This window comes from Streptomyces sp. NPDC038280 (genome assembly GCF_055600045.1).
In genome coordinates, this window is the sequence record NZ_JBVJYZ010000024.1 from 80788 (window position 1) to 97238 (window position 16451).

The 16451-nt window shown below is 67.6% G+C and carries 12 protein-coding genes and 3 pseudogenes; 6 read left to right on the forward strand and 9 right to left on the reverse strand.

All coding sequences use genetic code 11. The features are described 5' to 3' along the window. Window positions 1-191: 191 nt before the first annotated feature. On the reverse strand, window positions 192-956 hold the full coding sequence (locus ACZ7J0_RS31530; RefSeq protein WP_470893125.1) for a TIGR02391 family protein: 765 nt from the start codon (window positions 954-956) through the stop codon (window positions 192-194). A 4-nt stretch (window positions 957-960) separates the two neighbouring features. Here ACZ7J0_RS31530 and ACZ7J0_RS31535 point away from each other — a divergent pair, with 4 nt between their 5' ends. After that, window positions 961-2262 carry a UvrD-helicase domain-containing protein gene (locus ACZ7J0_RS31535; RefSeq protein WP_470893127.1) on the forward strand — a complete coding sequence of 434 codons (1302 nt, stop codon included), beginning with the start codon at window positions 961-963 and terminating at the stop codon, window positions 2260-2262. 89 nt (window positions 2263-2351) lie between these two features. Here the strand turns inward: ACZ7J0_RS31535 and ACZ7J0_RS31540 are convergent. After that, window positions 2352-3145, reverse strand: a protein-coding gene (locus ACZ7J0_RS31540) for an IS5 family transposase (protein WP_470893129.1) whose coding sequence is annotated in 2 segments (ribosomal slippage) — window positions 2352-2803 and window positions 2803-3145 — 795 coding nt in all. Because the reading frame shifts where the segments join, the coding sequence is not laid out codon by codon here. A 309-nt stretch (window positions 3146-3454) separates the two neighbouring features. Next, entirely contained in the window at window positions 3455-3637 is a 183-nt protein-coding gene (locus ACZ7J0_RS31545) for a hypothetical protein (RefSeq protein WP_470893131.1), read from the reverse strand. A 322-nt stretch (window positions 3638-3959) separates the two neighbouring features. On the opposite strand from ACZ7J0_RS31545, the gene ACZ7J0_RS31550 reads away from it, so the two are divergent. Then, complete coding sequence (locus ACZ7J0_RS31550; RefSeq protein WP_470893133.1) at window positions 3960-4472, forward strand: hypothetical protein; 513 nt, start codon at window positions 3960-3962, stop codon at window positions 4470-4472. Window positions 4473-4582: 110 nt separating this feature from the next. Here the strand turns inward: ACZ7J0_RS31550 and ACZ7J0_RS31555 are convergent. After that, window positions 4583-5286, reverse strand: a pseudogene (locus ACZ7J0_RS31555) (transposase); the annotation flags it as partial. A 33-nt stretch (window positions 5287-5319) separates the two neighbouring features. Here ACZ7J0_RS31555 and ACZ7J0_RS31560 point away from each other — a divergent pair. After that, a complete protein-coding gene (locus tag ACZ7J0_RS31560) occupies window positions 5320-5496 on the forward strand; it encodes a hypothetical protein (protein WP_470893135.1) in 177 nt (58 codons plus the stop codon). Window positions 5497-5593: 97 nt separating this feature from the next. On the opposite strand, the gene ACZ7J0_RS31565 is transcribed toward ACZ7J0_RS31560, so the two are convergent. Next, a complete protein-coding gene (locus ACZ7J0_RS31565; RefSeq protein ID WP_470893137.1) occupies window positions 5594-6049 on the reverse strand; it encodes a hypothetical protein in 456 nt (151 codons plus the stop codon). Window positions 6050-6120: 71 nt separating this feature from the next. Between ACZ7J0_RS31565 and ACZ7J0_RS31570 the strand changes: the two genes are divergently transcribed. The 3 genes and pseudogenes from ACZ7J0_RS31570 to ACZ7J0_RS31580 form a co-directional block, all read left to right on the forward strand. Then, window positions 6121-6546, forward strand: a complete 426-nt coding sequence (locus ACZ7J0_RS31570; protein WP_470893139.1) for a hypothetical protein — start codon at window positions 6121-6123, stop codon at window positions 6544-6546. Window positions 6547-6610: 64 nt separating this feature from the next. Then, window positions 6611-7743: pseudogene (locus ACZ7J0_RS31575) on the forward strand (IS630 family transposase). A 63-nt stretch (window positions 7744-7806) separates the two neighbouring features. Further along, window positions 7807-8072: pseudogene (locus ACZ7J0_RS31580) on the forward strand (transposase); the annotation flags it as partial. On the opposite strand, the gene ACZ7J0_RS31585 reads toward ACZ7J0_RS31580, so the two are convergent. The 4 genes from ACZ7J0_RS31585 to ACZ7J0_RS31600 form a co-directional block, all read right to left on the reverse strand. Next, on the reverse strand, window positions 8013-8570 hold the full coding sequence (locus ACZ7J0_RS31585; protein ID WP_470893155.1) for a hypothetical protein: 558 nt from the start codon (window positions 8568-8570) through the stop codon (window positions 8013-8015). The pseudogene ACZ7J0_RS31580 and the gene ACZ7J0_RS31585 sit on opposite strands and share 60 nt — an antisense overlap. A gap of 198 nt (window positions 8571-8768) precedes the next feature. Next, the gene (locus ACZ7J0_RS31590; protein ID WP_470893141.1) at window positions 8769-10859 is read right to left on the reverse strand and encodes an ATP-dependent nuclease; all 2091 of its coding nucleotides are present in this window, start codon (window positions 10857-10859) and stop codon (window positions 8769-8771) included. 340 nt (window positions 10860-11199) lie between these two features. After that, window positions 11200-11478, reverse strand: a complete 279-nt coding sequence (locus tag ACZ7J0_RS31595) for a hypothetical protein (protein ID WP_470893143.1) — start codon at window positions 11476-11478, stop codon at window positions 11200-11202. Between the two features lie 396 nt (window positions 11479-11874). Next, complete coding sequence (locus ACZ7J0_RS31600; RefSeq protein ID WP_470893145.1) at window positions 11875-14526, reverse strand: helicase associated domain-containing protein; 2652 nt, start codon at window positions 14524-14526, stop codon at window positions 11875-11877. Window positions 14527-16451 lie beyond the last annotated feature (1925 nt).

Below are 16451 nucleotides of genomic sequence, written 5' to 3' on the forward strand. Positions count from 1 at the left end.
ATCCGACGGCATACAGATGCTGGTACGTGAATCCGCGATGGGTAGCCCGAATACGCAGCTGCTGCGCCGCATCGAGGGGGAGGCCCCCGACGAACTCCGGTGGCTCGTCGTGATCAGCACCCTCTGATACTGGCCTGTCCCCGCACATGACGGCAGATTATCTACAGGGCAGCTGCGGCACCTGCCGTGTTTCAAGGCTGGATGCGGGCGCCGTCGAGACGCCGGTGGACCATAGAGAGAGTGGTGAGCAGTTCGAGGAGTTCGCCGTCGGTGACGGTGCGGTGTAGCCGGGGATCGTGGGCGGCCGGGTTCCGGTACATGCTGCACAGGCCCTTGACGAGGTTCGCAAGGCCTTTCTGCCCGTCGAGTTCCGTCGGCGTGCTGCCCGTGTTGACGGACACCCGGGCGGTGCCGCCGCCGGGCATGAGGACAGCGTCGACAAGCCGCGCCCCGTCGAACTGTTCGCCGGTCAGCTGCCGGAGCCGGTCGGCGACCGACTTGACGGCCTCCAGGCTGGCGTGGAACGCGTTCTTGGCGAGGATCTCCTCGGTGCAGTAGCGCAGCACCTGAGGGTGCGTGCCGCGACGGCGCAGCTCGGAGCGGAGGGAACTCGCGTGCCGGGCCGCGTCGCTGAGCGTTGCGGCAGCCGGACCACGGGCGATACGGCCCTCCTCGTTGACGCGCAGACCGATGTGGACGAGGACCTCGTTCAGATCGTCACGGCGCCGGGAGAACACCTGCGGCTGCTGGGCGTACCGAACCGGAGCCATGGCATGGTTCACGAACACGACCACACAGTTCGCCGCCCGATCACGAGCCTGACGAGCCAACAGCGCCCGCGCGAGCCGGTCACGCTTGCTGGAGCTCTCCTGGTCCGGAACACCCGAGAGCGCCAGGAGGTCACCGATCTCCCGGCCCGTGAGCCCGTCCGCCGTGTCGGCGAGAACCCCCGCCACAGCCGTGACCACAGTCGCCGACCACGGCTCAAGCCTCTGCGTCGCCATCCCATCCCCCTACCACCCGCGCCACGCGCAACGGCGTGCCCAGGCCCGCGACCAGCAATGGCAGGCGGTCCATGCCCCGACTCCCCTTTTCGTCCGCGCCTGCCCCGGCGCCGGCAAGACCCGGGTTCTGGTCGACCGCCATTGCCAGACCCCGCCCGGGCGGCGCCGCACCGGGCGCGCCCTGCTGTCCTTCACCAACGTCGCCGCCGACGAACTGCGCGAACGCTGTACGGGTCAGGGCGGCCGTACCGACCTGACGGTCTTCCCGCACTACATCGGCACTTTCGACAGCTTTCTGTGGCGCTACCTGGTCCGACCTTTCCTGCCTGCCGCTCCGCGCTGGCAGCACGTCCTGTCCTGGGACCACGTTCCCGGCGCCATCGTAGGCCCGCGCAAAGTCCCCTTGCCCGCCTTTGAGTTCCGCTACGACCCCACTACCCGGCACACCAGCGTCGCCTGGCCCAACTCCGGCCAGTACCTGCACAACTCCCAGCTGACCGAGGACGACTACCTGGCCCGGGCCAGGACCGCCCGCGAACGGCTGTGGCAGACGAACGGCTACATGACCGGGCTCGAGGTACGTATCGCAGCGCTGGAGCACGCAGGCGACCCCGCCTGCACCGATCTGCTCGCGCACCGCTTCTTCGAGATCATCGTCGACGAGGCGCAGGACTGCTCCTCACTCGACCTTGCCATCCTGACCCGCCTGCACCGAGCCGGCATCCCGCTGGTGATCGTCGCCGATACCGACCAGGGCATCTACGAGTGGAACGATGCCCGTCCTGAAGATCTCCACGAGTTCACTCAGCACATCAGCGATCACCTCGAACTCACCGGCAACTGGCGCAGCAGCCCTCCCATCTGCCAGCTGGCCGCCACCCTGCGCCCCGTCGAGCGCAGCACCCCGGACATCGCCGTCGGTGACCACCACGACGCCACCCGGCCTCTGCTCCTGCTGCCGTATGGCAAACACCGCAAGCAGATCTCCGGGCTGACCAGCAGCACCGACGCCAGCGAAGCGTTCACTGCCTGGGCCGCCTACGCGGACATCGACGCCGCCGACTGCCTGGCCCTGGCCTACCGCAACACCGCGGTCCCCAAGGCCCGCACCCGGCCCGTTCCGCAGCTACCGAAGGACCAGAACGCCATCGCGTTGGCCTGGGCGGCCGCCGTTTTCGGCGACATCACCGCACTGCTGGACGCGCACGGCATCGAGCACCAGACCGAGACCGCGCCGCCCCCGCCCGCAACGCCCTGACGACCCCCGACCGCCTCCTCCAGACGTATCGACTGCCAGCTGCGTACCGCCCCAGGGCCGGTGTCCTTCGAGTGCGGCCAGGGTGAGGGCTAGGCACTGTCTGACAATGGATCTTGGGTGGGTTCGCGGAGCCAGAGGATGAGTGCGGCGAGGTGGACTCCGGCCGTGTAGCGGGCGGCGAGTTTGTCGAAGCGGGTGGCGATCGCGCGGAACTGCTTCAGACGGCCGAAGCAGCGCTCGACCACGTTGCGGGCCTTGTAGAGCTCGCGGTCGAAGGCCGGCGGCCTGCCGCCGGCCTGTCCGCGTCGCAGGCGGTTGGCCTTCTGGTCCGCCCGCTCCGGGATCACCGCCCTGTCCAGGACGGCGTCGAAGACGGTGGAATCGTTGACGTTGCCGGGCGTGACGACGACGGCCAGGGGCAGGCCCCGGCCGTCGCAGGCGAGGTGGATCTTCGTGGTCAGCCCGCCGCGGGACCGGCCGAGCGCCTGGCCAGCCGCCTCGCGTGCCGGATCTTCCAGTTCGTCCCCCGCCTCCGCCCCTTTTTGCGGGCGCCGGCGGCATGCTGGTGAGCCCGGCAGATCGAGGAGTCGACCGACACGGTCCATTCCACGGCTCCCACGGAGTCGTCGTGGACCTGGACCTGCTCGAGCAGGCGGGCCCAGGTTCCGTCCGCCTCCCAGCGGGCGAACCGTTCATAGGCCGTCTGCCACGGCCCGTAGCGTTCCGGCAGGTCACGCCAGGGAGCACCGGTCCGCAACCGCCACAACACCCCGTTGATCACCTGCCGGTGATCCCGCCATGGCCGCCCACGACCATCAACACCCGGCAGCAGGGGCGCTATCCGCTCCCACGCCGCATCCGTCAGCTCACCACGACCCACCACAAGATCAATTATCAGACAGAGCCTAGTAGGCCGCGTGCCAGCCTCGTTGTCCGCGAAAGAGCGTCGGCGGAGACAGCACGCTTCGGTCAGTGCCCGGTACTGGCCTGTCGACCTCGGCCTGCGCAGGGTCCGCGTCGGCGGGCAGATCGGCGGCCAAGAGGTCGACCAGACGAATCATCTGCGCGGTCCGCGGGCGGTGCCCCCGCATCGATCTCGGCGTCGCTCATCGCCGAGACGCGCCACCAGTTCTCCTCGGTCGGCTCGGGGAAATCACGCAGACTCTCCCCGTACACGGCGGGCCGGACACCCTCAAACAGCTTTTCCGGCCGATTGATGCTGGTCATCGGCACCGTCCTTCCTGGACCGCTCCAGTTCGGCGATCGTGCGGGAGACGGTCCGCACCAGGGCATCGAAGCGGTCCCGCTCGGCGAGCAGCTGGCCGCGGTGCCTGAGGACTTGGCCGGTTCCGGGGGGGCGGTGGGTGACGAACACGAGCCCGGGGGTGGCCCAGGAACAGGCAGGGCAAAAGTGTGCGCCCGCCACCGACCCTGGCAGTCACCGCGGGCGCGAGCGCTTCCGGGGAAGCCCGAGGCTCAGGATGTCAGGTTCCCGAGACGGCCTCGTACACGGCGCGCTCGACGCGGGCCCAGGCATCGCCCCGCACCGTGATGTGCGTGGCGCTGGCCGAGGGCAGTTGAGGAGCACGCGGTTCCGCTGTTCAGGACGGAAAGGGCTGTCTACGCTGTGGGCGTTCCGATCGGGGGCGCATGGGGTGCTGCCCTGGTCTGGCTTGGGATGAGGGGAGAAGCTGATCGTGCGTGCATCTCAGGTGATGGTGGGTGCTGCGGTGCTGGCGCTGACATCGATGGGGCTGGCTGGTTCTGCGCAGGCCAGTTCTACCGGTGCCATGACAGCCAGCGACTGTGATGGCCTCAGCGACAATGACGTGGTGGGGGATTCGGCGCACCAGACAGAGGGGCGGCTGACGGCGACGGTGTACACGGCGAAGGCCACTGATGCGTACGCGAAGGGGGCGATCAGCGGTGATGTGCAGCGGTACGACAAGGTGTGGATCGACCGGAGCCTGAACCTGTTCACGATGGGCAGCGCGCCGGGGCATCCGTCGACTGCGACGGTGCAACAGAACGGCGGGTGGAAGCAGTGCGGCCCGTTCGAGGCGACGTGGTGGAATGCGTCGTGGAACTACCTGGAAACGCCGACTGTCCGCTTGCAGTGGGGTGGCAAGTCGTACGCGGTGCGGGCCTGTATGCGGGCGCACGACTCGTCCACGAGTTACTGCACGCAGTGGTTTGTTGACCACACATGAGTAGGTGCGCCGGTTGGTCCGGCGCTTGAAGGTTATGGGGCGGCCCCTCCCTCGTGGCGTCCGTCCGCAGGTCAGGCGCCGTATGGGTGGGGAGATTCCCAATGCAGATGTCAAGCGGCGGCAGGAAGCGGTGGGACGGCGCATAGCACCGGTCATCTCGGATCAGAGCCCAGAGAACATTGACGCGCCGACGGGCCAGCGCGAGGACGGCCTGGGTATGGCGCTTGCCCTCCGCTCTCTTGCGCTCGTAGAAGGTCCGTGATTCTGGGCAGCTGCGGATGCTGGTGAGAGCGGACTGGTAGAAGACCCTCTGCACGCCCCGGTGATATCGCTTGGGGCGGTGGAGGTTCCCGCGTACTCGTCCCGAGTCCGGCGTCGCCGGTGCCAGGCCGGCGAAGCCGGCGAGCCGGTCCGGGGTCGCGAAGAAGGCCATGTCACCGCCGGTGGCAGCGAGGAACTCTGCTCCGAGTAGAGGTCCGATGCCGGGCAGACTGGTGATCACCTTGGCGTACGCGTGCTGGTGAAAGCGCTCCGCGATCTGGTCATCGATCTCGGTGATCTGCGTCGTCAGTACCTGAATCTCGTTCGCCAAGGAGTGCACGACCGAGGCGGTGAGCTTCTCCCCGGGGAGTGATGTGTGCTGGCGGTCAGCCGCTGCGAGGGCCGCGGCCGCCAGGTCCTCGGCGCTGTAGACCTTGCGGTTGCGTAGCCACATGCCAAGCCTTTTCGCACCGAGACGCCTGATCGCGGCTGGCGTCTGGTATCGGGTCAGGAGGACGAGCGCACCTTTGGTCCGGAGGTGTAGTGCTGCATCAGCCAACGTTTGCCCTGCATGTACGGTCGGGACATGGACGCCAGCGGCCGGCCGACGCTTGATGAGATGGTGTTCGTCGTGATGGCCCAGTCGAGAATTCGGAGGTCGGCAGCGTGGGCCGAACTCGATTTCGTCGAGCACCATGTCCCGAAGTACGGCCGGCCGCCGGAGACGATCGAGGAGTACCGGGCGCAGCAGCTTCAGGAGTAGGCGTCAGAGGCTTGACCAGCCGAGGAAAAACACAACCCCGTGGACGCGATGCCCACGGGGTTCCGCGCTGCTCGGCCGGCCGAGTGGGAGGTCGACGTCACTTCCCGCACTTGGTCTTGAAGCCGTCCAGCAGAGCCTTGCCGGCATCGGAGTTGTCACGTACGTACACGCTACCGCTGATGCTGATCGAGGTGTCACTGGTCGAGATGGGCTCGCTGCCGGTCCGCTTGTTGCGGCTGTCCTCTCCGGCGACCGTCCAGATGATCTGGGACTGATCCTTGTTGAACTCGCCGGTGCTGGTCACGTCCGGCTTCTCGTAGACACCATCGCAGTCGTACTCATGATGCGAGACGCTGTTGCCCTTGACAACCAACTGGCCGAGGTCGGACGTGCCGTTGACGTCCTTGATGTAGTAGGTGCCGTCGCGCTTGCTGCCGCTGCCGCTGTCGCTGCTTCCGCTGCAGGCGGTGAGTATGAGTGAGCCCGCGGCCAGGGCCCCGATGGACACGGCGATCTTGGCCCGCGTCCTACGAGCGGTCCTGGTGATGCTCATGGCGTTCCCCGTTCGTTCGTTCTGGATAGTCGGTTTGAGATAGAAGGCGAGTCAAAATATCCTATGGATAGGTGACTTTGACTGACCGGGACCGCCTGTCAGGCACCTTCTCGGAGGTTGTCGAGCCGATGCTCAGTCAGCGCCGGCGCGACCTCGGCCTGCGCGGCGAGGTCAGCGGGCTTGCGGATGCCTGTGGCGACTGGTGCTGCATCAGCCAACGTTTGCCCTGCATGTACGGTCGGGACACGGATGCCGGCGGCCAGCCGACGCTTGACGAGATCGAAGAGCACTTCGTTGCGCTTGTCGAGGGTCGTCTGACCCGAGACGAGGCCGACCGCTGGGCCGCGCGGTGGGTGGTCGACGACGGGCTTGATTGGGACGACATCTCCTCGTGGGCGCTGAGCCTCCTCCACGGAATCGACCTACCCGCGGACAAGGGCGGTACCTACCTGCACGACGACGAGCAGGTGCGTGCATGGCTCGCGGAGCTGAGGTAACGCCGGACGACGTGACGAGGCCAGAGCTGCCATCCCGGCGCCGATCACTGCCAGGCTGATGCGCATGGCCGAACGGGTGCGGGTGCGGGAGATCGATGACGACGAGGGGCGACGGCTGCTGCGGATCATCCGCAGAGGCACTGGCTCGGTCGTAACGTGGCGGCGCGCGCAGATGGTACTGCTGTCCGTGCAGGGCATGGCCGTGGCGAAGATTGCCGAGGTGACGTTCACGAGCCCGGACCGGGTTCGTAACGTGATCCATGACTTCAACGCCGACGGTTTCGAGGCGCTTTACCGAAGTACAAGGGTGGACGCCCCAAGACCTTTACCCTGCCTGAGCGACGCGAGATCAAGAAAATCGCCAGGTCAAAGCCAGCTGAGCATGACCTGCCGTTTTCAACCTGGAGCCTGGCCAAGTTGGCCGACTTCCTGGTCGCCGAGGGGGTGGTCGACGACATCAGCCACGAGGGCCTACGGGTCCTGCTCCGCGAGGAGGGCGTCTCCTTTCAACGTGTGAAGACCTGGAAAACCTCCCGCGACCCCGACTACGAGGCCAAGAAGGCCCGGGTCGAGCACCTCTACGCGATCGCCGACGGCGAGGTCATACCGGAGCCCGGCGAGCCTGAAGTCGTTTTCTGCATGGACGAGTTCGGGCCGCTAAACCTCCAACCACACCCCGGTCGGCAGTGGGCCGAACGCGGCGGCAAGCACAAGGACCCCGAGCGTGAACCCAGGCCGAGGCGGCGGGCGACCTACACCCGACCGCACGGGGTGAGGCACCTGCTCGCCGCCTACGACCTGGGCAGGGACAAGCTCTACGGTCACATCAAGGAGACCAAGTCCCGCTCGAAATTCTTAGAGTTCTGCCGCTACCTGCGCAGCCTCTACCCGGCCGGCGTGCGCATCGCCGTCGTCTGCGACAACTTCTCCCCGCATCTGACCACCAAGCGCTGCCGGCGGGTCGCAGACTGGGCCGAGGCCAACAACGTCGAGATCGCCTACACCCCGACCAACTCTTCCTGGCTCAACCGCATCGAGGCCCAGTTCACGGCCCTTCGCTACTTCGCCCTCGACGGCACGGACCACGCGAGCCACAAGGAGCAGGGCAGCATGATCCGCCGCTACATCATCTGGAGGAACAAGAACGCTGCCGACGAACGGCTACGCGATCTCGTCAATAGGGCGAACGTTGCCTGATGTGGCACTAGGTCCTGTCCGATGGTCAGGTAACTCACCTGGGCAACCATCGTTGCGCTCGGTGTGGGACGGGGTGATCTTTCTGATGACGAGTGGGCTCGGCTCGAAGCGCATCTGCAGAGGAACGTGGGGCGTGGTGGACGGTGGCAGTGTCATCGCCGAGTGATCAACGGGATTCTGTTCCGGCAGCGGACGGGTCTGCCCCGTGGCGGGACCTGCCGCCGCGTTTCGGAAAGTGGAAGACGGTGCATGACCGTCATCGCAGGTGGTCAGCGGACGGCACGTGGGAACGGATTCTGCGTGCCGCCCAGGCCGATGCCGGTGATGAGTGGCAATCGAACGTCATGTGGGTTGCTGAACTGGAAGCTGAACGCCGAGAGAAGCCCTCCGTCGCTGAACATCGCAGCAGTTCGGAAGTCACCAAACACTCGTGAGCAGTTCGCGAGCTCCAGCGCGATGACGGCGGAGTCGACCTGGGCGCTGGCAATCTCGGCGAGCTTAGGAGTCACCTGCCTGAGCCGGCCGGAGGCACTGGCCGCGTCAAGCAGACGTTGGCGCAGCACGCGCCTCGTGGGCGCATAGGGCAGCGCGGCGAGGAGGACTTCGGTGGCGGCCGTCGGCGTAAGCCCGTCGGTCAGGACGGCGCAGTCATCGAGTCCCTCCACCGAGGCCTCGTCAAGGTCGAACGGGCAGTCCCCGACCGCCGGGTGCAAGGCGGCGGAGCCCAGGCCCGGGCCGACGAACGCTGCGCCCGGGGCAACTTCCGCGCCTTCGCCCAGATCACCGCCCACGTCATCGACGCCGTCCTGACCGACCCCCTCGCGCACTCCGACAGCGCCCTGGTCGAGGCGGCATGCCGCAGACTCGGGGGCATCTGAGAGGCCCCCGGCGCCGCTGGAGAGTCCATGAGGTGCAGCGTCACTGGCGTGGTGCGACACCTGCGCAACTGTGAAGGCGTGGGCTGGTGGACATCGGTGGCGGCGCCCGGCACGTCATGTGCGTCGACGAGGTGGGGTCATGGCCGGCTATTGCGGCTCGGGGTCGGGTTCGGAAGGGCCGGAGGGCAGCCGGGCGGGAGGCTTGTCGCCGATGCGTTCCCACCACAGGCCGGCACGGTCACGAAAGTGGACCGTCAGCGCCTGGCCTGTGGAGTCGTGCGGGAAGAACCCCTCGTGTCCCTCGCCGTCACTCAGCAGGACGAGCGGCACGGAGAGCTCGTCTCCTGCTTGGAGGGCTCGGGAGGTTTTGCTTTCGGGTGTGCCCCAGAGCGGCTGGATGTGATGGCGGCCATCGTGGGTGTAGGTGGCGCGAATGATCCGTACTTCGGTTAGGGGGTCGTTGCTGCTGTTGGTGACGACAGCGTGCCTGTGGTCGAGGTGGGAGCTCACCTGGATGGCCTGTGCTGCGGCACGGGTGTAGTCCGCCGCCCCGTCTCTTAGGTACGCGCGGATGCTGCTGCAGAAGGCTTCCAACTCGTCTGTCGGGTTTGCGTACCACCCATCATCGAAGACCTTCTGAGACCAGAGCGCTTTGTCGCCTCGGGGCACCTGACGCACCCAGGACTCCAGCTCACCGCAGGGCACCACGAACAGGCCGAAATCGGCAGCCGCCTGCAGTAGGCGCATCGCAGCGTTGTAAGGATCGCCCTGGAGACCGCCCAGGCCGGACTTCTTGAGATCCCCCCACCGGTTACCGCCCTTGGCCAGCTTGGTGAGCTCACCGAGTACCCGCTCCGGAAGCCGGTCACTGGCCTTGGCGCCCTTCAAGAGCGCGTCCATCTCGGTCTTGAAGCCGCCTGCGGAGGCCTCGCTCCGGGATCCGGCCGCATGCTCTCGGAGGCATTTGAGGTCCGAGTCCAGGTGTTCGGTGACGCCGTCAAGGCTCGTGACGGCTCGGGCGAGACCATCCCGGAGGTAGTCGAAGTCGGCGATGACCGCGGTGGGGATACCGCACTGCCGTAGCCGCCGCGCGGTGTCGGCCAGGGGCGCCTTCCCACTGGTGTGGAGGAAGAGGGTGTTGTCGTGTGCGGCCCCTGCATCCTTGGTGGCGTCGAAGGCCGCGGCGTAGAACTGGCAATCACCGGCGGCTTCGCAGAGCACGACCCGGTCGTAGAACAGACCCGAGGACAGATTCGAGTACCGCAGCAGGGGGGTGCGCAGCAGGCCCTGCACGGCGTCCGGGTTCAGCAGCCGGGCGGCAGAGGTCCCTGATGACCGATCGAGGCGGACGATCGACACCGGGCGGCCCTGTTCCGCTTCAAGGACTCCGGCGAGGAAGTCGGCGCTGTGCGTGGCGACGAACATCTGAGTCTGTCCCGGCAGCTGCGCCAGGATCCGCCCGAGCAAGCGCGCCTGTGGGGGGTGGAGGAAGGCTTCCGGCTCATCGATCACGATGACAGGGGTAGGCCGGAGCACGGTGTTCAGGAGGATCTCCACGAAGGCCCGGAAACCGTCCCCCTGAGTCACGAGCGGGGGGAGGCGGCGGTAGGCGGCAACCAGCTCGGGCGTGGGTGGTGCCATGTCGGGTATCCCGGTTGCGCCCACCCGCAGCTGGAGGCCTGGCACTGTCCAGTCCACGGAGATTTCCTCGCCGAAAGCCTCCCGGGTGTACGCGGCAAACGCCTTCAGGAGAGCGGGGTCCTCATAGAGGAACTGAACGGGTTCCGCAGCCGGCTCGGCATGGTCCCACCGTTGCGAGTCTGAGCGCCCTTGAAGCCGCCTGTCGGTCCACTGCGCGGTCACCAGCAGGCTTTGCAGGTAGTCGTACTCGCCTAGGGTCCACCAGTTCTTGGCGTCCGATTCCGACAGCAAGCCCGCGGCGTTCGTCCCCCCACGCAGATGTGCTTCGCCGTAGACATCAAACGAACGGTGACCCCGCCCCTTCGCCCACAGCAGGAAGTCCTCGGCCGACCCTTCATGCGACGAAAGGACCTGCCGGATCCACAGCGGCGGATGTTGGAGGGCGGCTGGGTTGGTGATCCGGGGCGAGAGTTCGCGCAGGAGCGCCGTCTTGCCGCAGTTGTTGGGTCCGATGAACAGGGTCATCCCGTTGGCCGGCGGGGCCATCACTGTTCCGTCGACGAACGTGATTTTTGATACGGCGAAGGAGACTGCCACGGGACCCCCAAGAATCTCCGGGCGCCGGCGTTGCACGGTGCCTGTAGTGCGGCAGCCTACCGACCTTTAGGTACGCGCGCGGCTGGGGGATTGGGAGGGCCTCACGGCAGCGGCCCTCGATGCTCCGGGCCAGGCCGCGAATCCTCGCGTGCGTCATCACGGCGATGCTGACAATGAAATCGCACGGTGCATCTTGACGGCTTAACTGCATGAGGTGTCTTTCCCACGCGATAGCCGAGGGGAAGAGGTGTCGTCTGTCAGGGCCGGGGCCGGGGCGCTCAGGTCGGCTGCACTCGAGGCCCAGCGAGGGGAGAGCGCCAGCCCTTCCAGGTCACGCGGGTCATCCCAGGACCGTCCGCCACTGCGCCAGAGCTTCAGTCATGCGCCGCGCGGTGATGCGGTACTCATTGGAGATGATCGCGGCGTTTTCATCGGTCTCCGGAGAGGACGCGTACACGGAGATCTGGAAGAGGGCTTCCGAATCCCCGTCGTCCGGGTCTTCGCGCTCCTTCAGCCTCTCGACCTCGACGTACGCGCCGTTCGGGTAGTCGAACGTCAGGACATTGCCGTGGTTGTCGGCGGGATCGTAGATCTTGATGACCGGGATGCTGTCGCTCATCCGGCAGACGATAGGGCACCAGGACGCCCGGACGAGTGCCCTTATCGGCGAAACAACTCCCTTGTTGTCACTCCGGCGCTGCTTCGGAGGCGCCCGCAGGGGAAAATCGTCCCGGTGCACCACGACCTGGCGACCGGCGTCGTCCGGGCGGAGGCCCGCGTCACCGCGCCCCGCCAGCAGGAGCCGCGGCTGGCCCTGCAACACGGGGCTGCAACGCGCCTGCGAGTTGCAGCCCTGACCTGCACAAACAGGGCCTGCAGCCATCAGGGGACCATGTTGCAGTCCGTGCCTTCCGGCGCCGGAAGGACAAGACGAAGGCCCCGGGAGTCACGACGTCGACGTCCCGGGGCCTCCACTTCGCTGACCTCCCGGCTCAACGACGGGCGAGGCGGCGTGTCACGCCCACTCCACCCCCAACTCCTTCAGTGTGACCCGCTGTTCGGGGGTGAGCTTGTCTCGCCTGGCGCGGGTGTTCGATGTCCATACGCCCAGCTTTACGGTCACCGGCTCGTCCTGGCCGTCGATGGTGATCTGTTCGCTGTGGCCGCGTGGTACTGGCCGGTGGCCTTCTCGTTCGACCCACTGTGCGAGGGCCGCGAGGCCGCGTCGGAATGCCTGCTGCGCCTTGTTCGGGCCCTTCGTCGAACGCGGGGCCGCCGGGGCGGGAGCTGGCGCCTCGAGCGGTTTGATGCCCAGCGCGGTGAGCCGTTCCTGCTGCTTGGTCGACAGCTGCGCCCAGGTGCCCGGCTTGCGTTGCTGTTGGAGCCATCGTCCGATGTCGTCGCCGTCCATAAGCACGCCGGGCTGGATGTCGGGCAGGCTGCCGTCGGCGTCGACCAGGTCTGCGAGCACCCGGTAGTGGCGTTGCCAGTCCAGCGGCCAGGGGCAGTTCCAGTCCGGGTCGATCGCCGCGAGCTGCGCGGCCCGGGTCTCCGCGCGCTGCGGGTCCTTCCCGAGGCCGCCCTTGCGGCGGAGGTTGGCCAGGTGCTGGCCCACCGGCACAGGGCCCCCGCCAGCCGGGTCATCCCAGACGGCGTCCTGGCGGGGTGCGAGGTGCCCGTGAGCTCGCCGGTAGGAGCGGAGTGCGGCGAGTTTGGTTTCCCATGCTTCGTCGCCGGGTTCCCAGACCATGCCGGCGTCGTCGAGGAGTTCTTTGCGGTGGGGGTCGAGTTCACCGGCCCGTAGTGATTTTCGCTGCTGGTGGACCCATCGCCCGAGCGGAAATGCCTTCGTCGTTCCGACCTCGGTCTCGGTGTCGTAGGGGACGGCGTGCAGGCCGGTGATCCCGTGTTCGGTACGCCAGCGGGTGAGGGCTTGGTAGCCCTCGAGCCAGACGAGGGACTGGGGGCGGATGACGCGGCAGCGGGTCAGGGCGGCGATGTCGGCGGCGTCGCGGGGGGAGGCGAAGTTGACCACGAGCGAGGTGACCCGGTCGACCTCCTGCTGCGCCTCGCTCGTCTCCACCTCGTCACCGCCGTCGATACCCGCTGCGCCGGCGGGGCGGACGTGGATGCGCCGCCGTTCGGGGCCGCGTGTCAGAGCGCGGGAGGCGAGCTGGTCGACCATGCGCTCCGAGTGCGAGCGCAGCGCCTGGAGGATGTCGACCAGGGGCTGGTAGCTGGCCGAGGCGACCATGTCCTTGGGGTCCTCCCCGGGCTGGAGGAAGATCGGGATGATGATCCGCGCCGTCTTCACGCTGCCGTCCGGGTTCGGGCGCAGGGCGCGTCCGATGTTCTGGACGATGTCGATCTGGGAGCTGCGGGAGCCGACGATGCATACCGCTTCCACGCCGCGCAGTCCGGTGATGTCGACACCGACCCCGAGGGCCCGTACGGAGGCGAGGAACGCCCGGTGTACGCGTCGGTTCTGGGCGTTGATGCCGTTGGCGAACCGGTGGATCACCTCGCGCCTGTGGTCGATGGGGTGGTCGCCGCACAGCCAGTCGGCCCACACCCGCTCTGGGGGTACGTGGCGGCTGCCCTCGAGCTCGTACAGCCGCGCGTCGATCGATGACGCGGGTAGCTCCTCCGCCCCGGCCAGCGCCGCCGCGGAGGCCTCGGCGGTGTACAGCTCAGCGGCCGTCGACGGCATCTGCTCGGCGAACGCACGGGCTTCCTCGACCCGCTGGTGGAACGTCATGACGGTGTGCAGATTCTGCTGCGCCGCGTGCTCCAACAGCGCCGCCTGGAGCAGGGCCATGCGCCGGCCGCGCAGCGCGTCCTCCGAAAGGCCGAGGATCGGGTCCGGGTCGCGGATCTCCAGTACGTCGATCTCGAAGCCCGCGAGGATCGACCGCTCCACCGCCTCCGCCAGCCCAAGATCGAAAATCCTGGTGCCGTAGGTGCGGGAGTCGTCCTCCATCGACGCGATCACCAGCTCCCGCCCGTCCCGGCCGCGCTGCGGGCTGGGCGCGGCGAGGATCCGCGGGGTCGCGGTCAGGTAGAGCCGGAAGTCGACGGGAATGCGGCTGTTGTCGTGGATCGCCGCCCACGGCCGGCCCATGTCCCCCGCCGTCATGTGCCCCTCGTCCAGAATGGCCAGGTCGAACGGCGCCATCCGCTGCCCGTACAGCCGCTCCCCGCCCGCCAGAGCCGCCTCCAACGGCCCGCGCACCGTCCGCTGGCCCGACGCGCCCTCCGGGTCCTCGCGGTCCACCAGCGAGGCGTACGTGGCGAACACGACCACCGGCCCCGACCCCGCCCACAGCGCGAACTGGATCGGGTTCGTCGTGGTGCGCACCCCGAGCTGCTCCAGGACCTCGTCCTTGTCCACCGAGCAGACCGCGACCATGGGCGCGCGGTGCCCGACCCGGCGCCAGGACTGTGCGCTTTGCACGATCAGGTCCAGGGTGGGGACCATGACCAGGATCCGGCCCTCGGGGAAGCACTCCAGAGCGCTCGCGGCGGCTGTGATCGTTTTCCCGGACCCGGTCGCGGACACGCCCATGGCCCGGGCCCCCTCAGCGGGCACGAATGATCTTGCAGAGAATCCTGCCCATTTACGGAAGGCAGATTTCTGGTCCAATTGGTGTTCTCGGAGCTGAATCACCCGGAATTCCTTTTCCCTTTCCCACGCCGCGCCGGAAGGCTTCGCCACCCGCCCGCTCCTTCCCGCGACGAACCGCCAGAGGCGGACGGCAAGGGGTAGCGCTCGCTCCCACCGCGGGCCGGCAGTTCGTCTTCGAAGTCACATGCCGCCATGGCCTTCCACCTCCCGCACCACAACAGCTCCAGCACGTCCCCGACCGCGGCCACCACCGCACCGGGCTCCGCCCCTGCAGGGGCTTCGCACTCCAGCACGGTTGACCACTCGAGGAAGTCGCAAGGATGCGCCTTCCGGCCCGTGGAGTAGTCGTTGGAGGCGCCGGCCATCCACAGCGGCCCCACGCGCAGGGCCTGACCCCCATCACCTTGACCGAGGCGTTCACCAAGCCAGGTGATGACCGTCGAGCTGTCCTGCGCATCGACATACACCGAGCAGTCCTCATACCGGACCCCGGACCTCCCCGACACCATCCCCCTCCTCCCTGTACCGCCGTTGAAGCGCACAGGCCGCAGACGACCCGAGCGGGCCACGCAGCCGCCCTACTTCACCCGCCTCATTCTCGCTGGCCAAGGACACGGCGAGCGATCCCTCAGGCGAGATACCGCGCCTGTTGTTCCTCGTGGGGGCCGGACCTGGACGTGCACGGTGCCGCCCGAGGCCGGCCCGCGGCGAGCGTCGCCCCGGACGCACCGGCGGTCGCCCCTCGAAGCCGGGCGGACGGTACGTGGACGCCATGCCGATTAGCTGATGGGACCTCATAGCCGGCCTCTCGGTGACAGGCCACGGTCTCCTCCAGAGGACTGCCGTAAGGAGGAAGGCACTTCACACCCCGTCCGTATGATCATCAGCATGATTCACCCCACCTCCGGACCCCCTACATGGAGACACCTGGCCTCAGCACTGGTGCTCGTAACGCTGATCGCGATCTGCTGGTACGCCACGCAGCCGGTATACGCAGACTGCGTATACTTCGGCAACTATTCCATCGAAGAAGCAGTAGAATCCGGACAATGTGATCCTCCCCAGATGCGATGGAGGACATGGATAGGATGAAAATGTGACCCGTAGGGTGCCCCGAACTTCTGCCAACACTACATGTTGCATCACCTGAGGTAGCCCCACGCCAGAAGCCCGACACAAACGAGCCCCCCACCCTCGCAGCCCCCCGACCCGGTCCGCGTCAGCATCCCCAAGGAACTCACGGCGCAGCTGGGCGACCGTCAGACCGTGGACGCAAGAACGCTAGGCGGGAGAACAAGGCGTACTGCTGGTGGATGGTGCGGATCGGGGTACACGGGCCGGCATGGCACCGAAGACCGAACACCTCATGTCCCTGCGGGCCGTACGGCAACTGCGCCGAGTCCGCAACTTCTACACCGCAGGTGTCCTGCTGTGGGCGGCCGCCGCGGCCTGGACGGGATGGACTCATCCCGGGAGCCGGCAGATGTGGGTCTCCCTGCTCCTTCTGACGGTCTTCACCGCCCTCCTCGGCACTGCTTCCCTATGGCTGCACCGCCTCCAGACTGCCCCGGGGCACAAGCCGGCGCATCACGCCGCACCCCGACGAGCCATCACCCCACGCAAACGCCTGAACCCCCGCAAGCCCAGAGCAACCTCACCCCGTAGCCAGCCTGGCCCGCGCCAGCGGGCCCAGGGACTGAAGGCGCAGCCGAAAGTCCCCCGCGGCGGGGGAGCGCAGCGGACCCGCCACAGCCGGCCTGAAGCGAAGCGGAAGACCGGCCGTGGGGCGAAGCCCCACCAGCTCCGGGAGCGCAGCGAACGGAGCATCAACCCGACTGCGAAGCAGTCGGGTTGAGTGGGACGCGCAGCGTCCCACCAGCGCTCCCGCTCCGCGGGAGCGCAACACCCGCGCGCAGCGCGGGTGTTCGCTTGCCCATCGCGCAGCGATGGGGTACCCGCTCCGCGGG

What these genes read in the sequence shown, in the direction of transcription:
- ACZ7J0_RS31560 (WP_470893135.1), top strand. Translation starts at nt 5,320, where the DNA reads ATGGACGCCAGCGGCCGGCCGACGCTTGATGAGATGGTGTTCGTCGTG.
- ACZ7J0_RS31565 (WP_470893137.1), bottom strand. Translation starts at nt 6,049, where the DNA reads ATGAGCATCACCAGGACCGCTCGTAGGACGCGGGCCAAGATCGCCGTG.
- ACZ7J0_RS31595 (WP_470893143.1), bottom strand. Translation starts at nt 11,478, where the DNA reads ATGAGCGACAGCATCCCGGTCATCAAGATCTACGATCCCGCCGACAAC.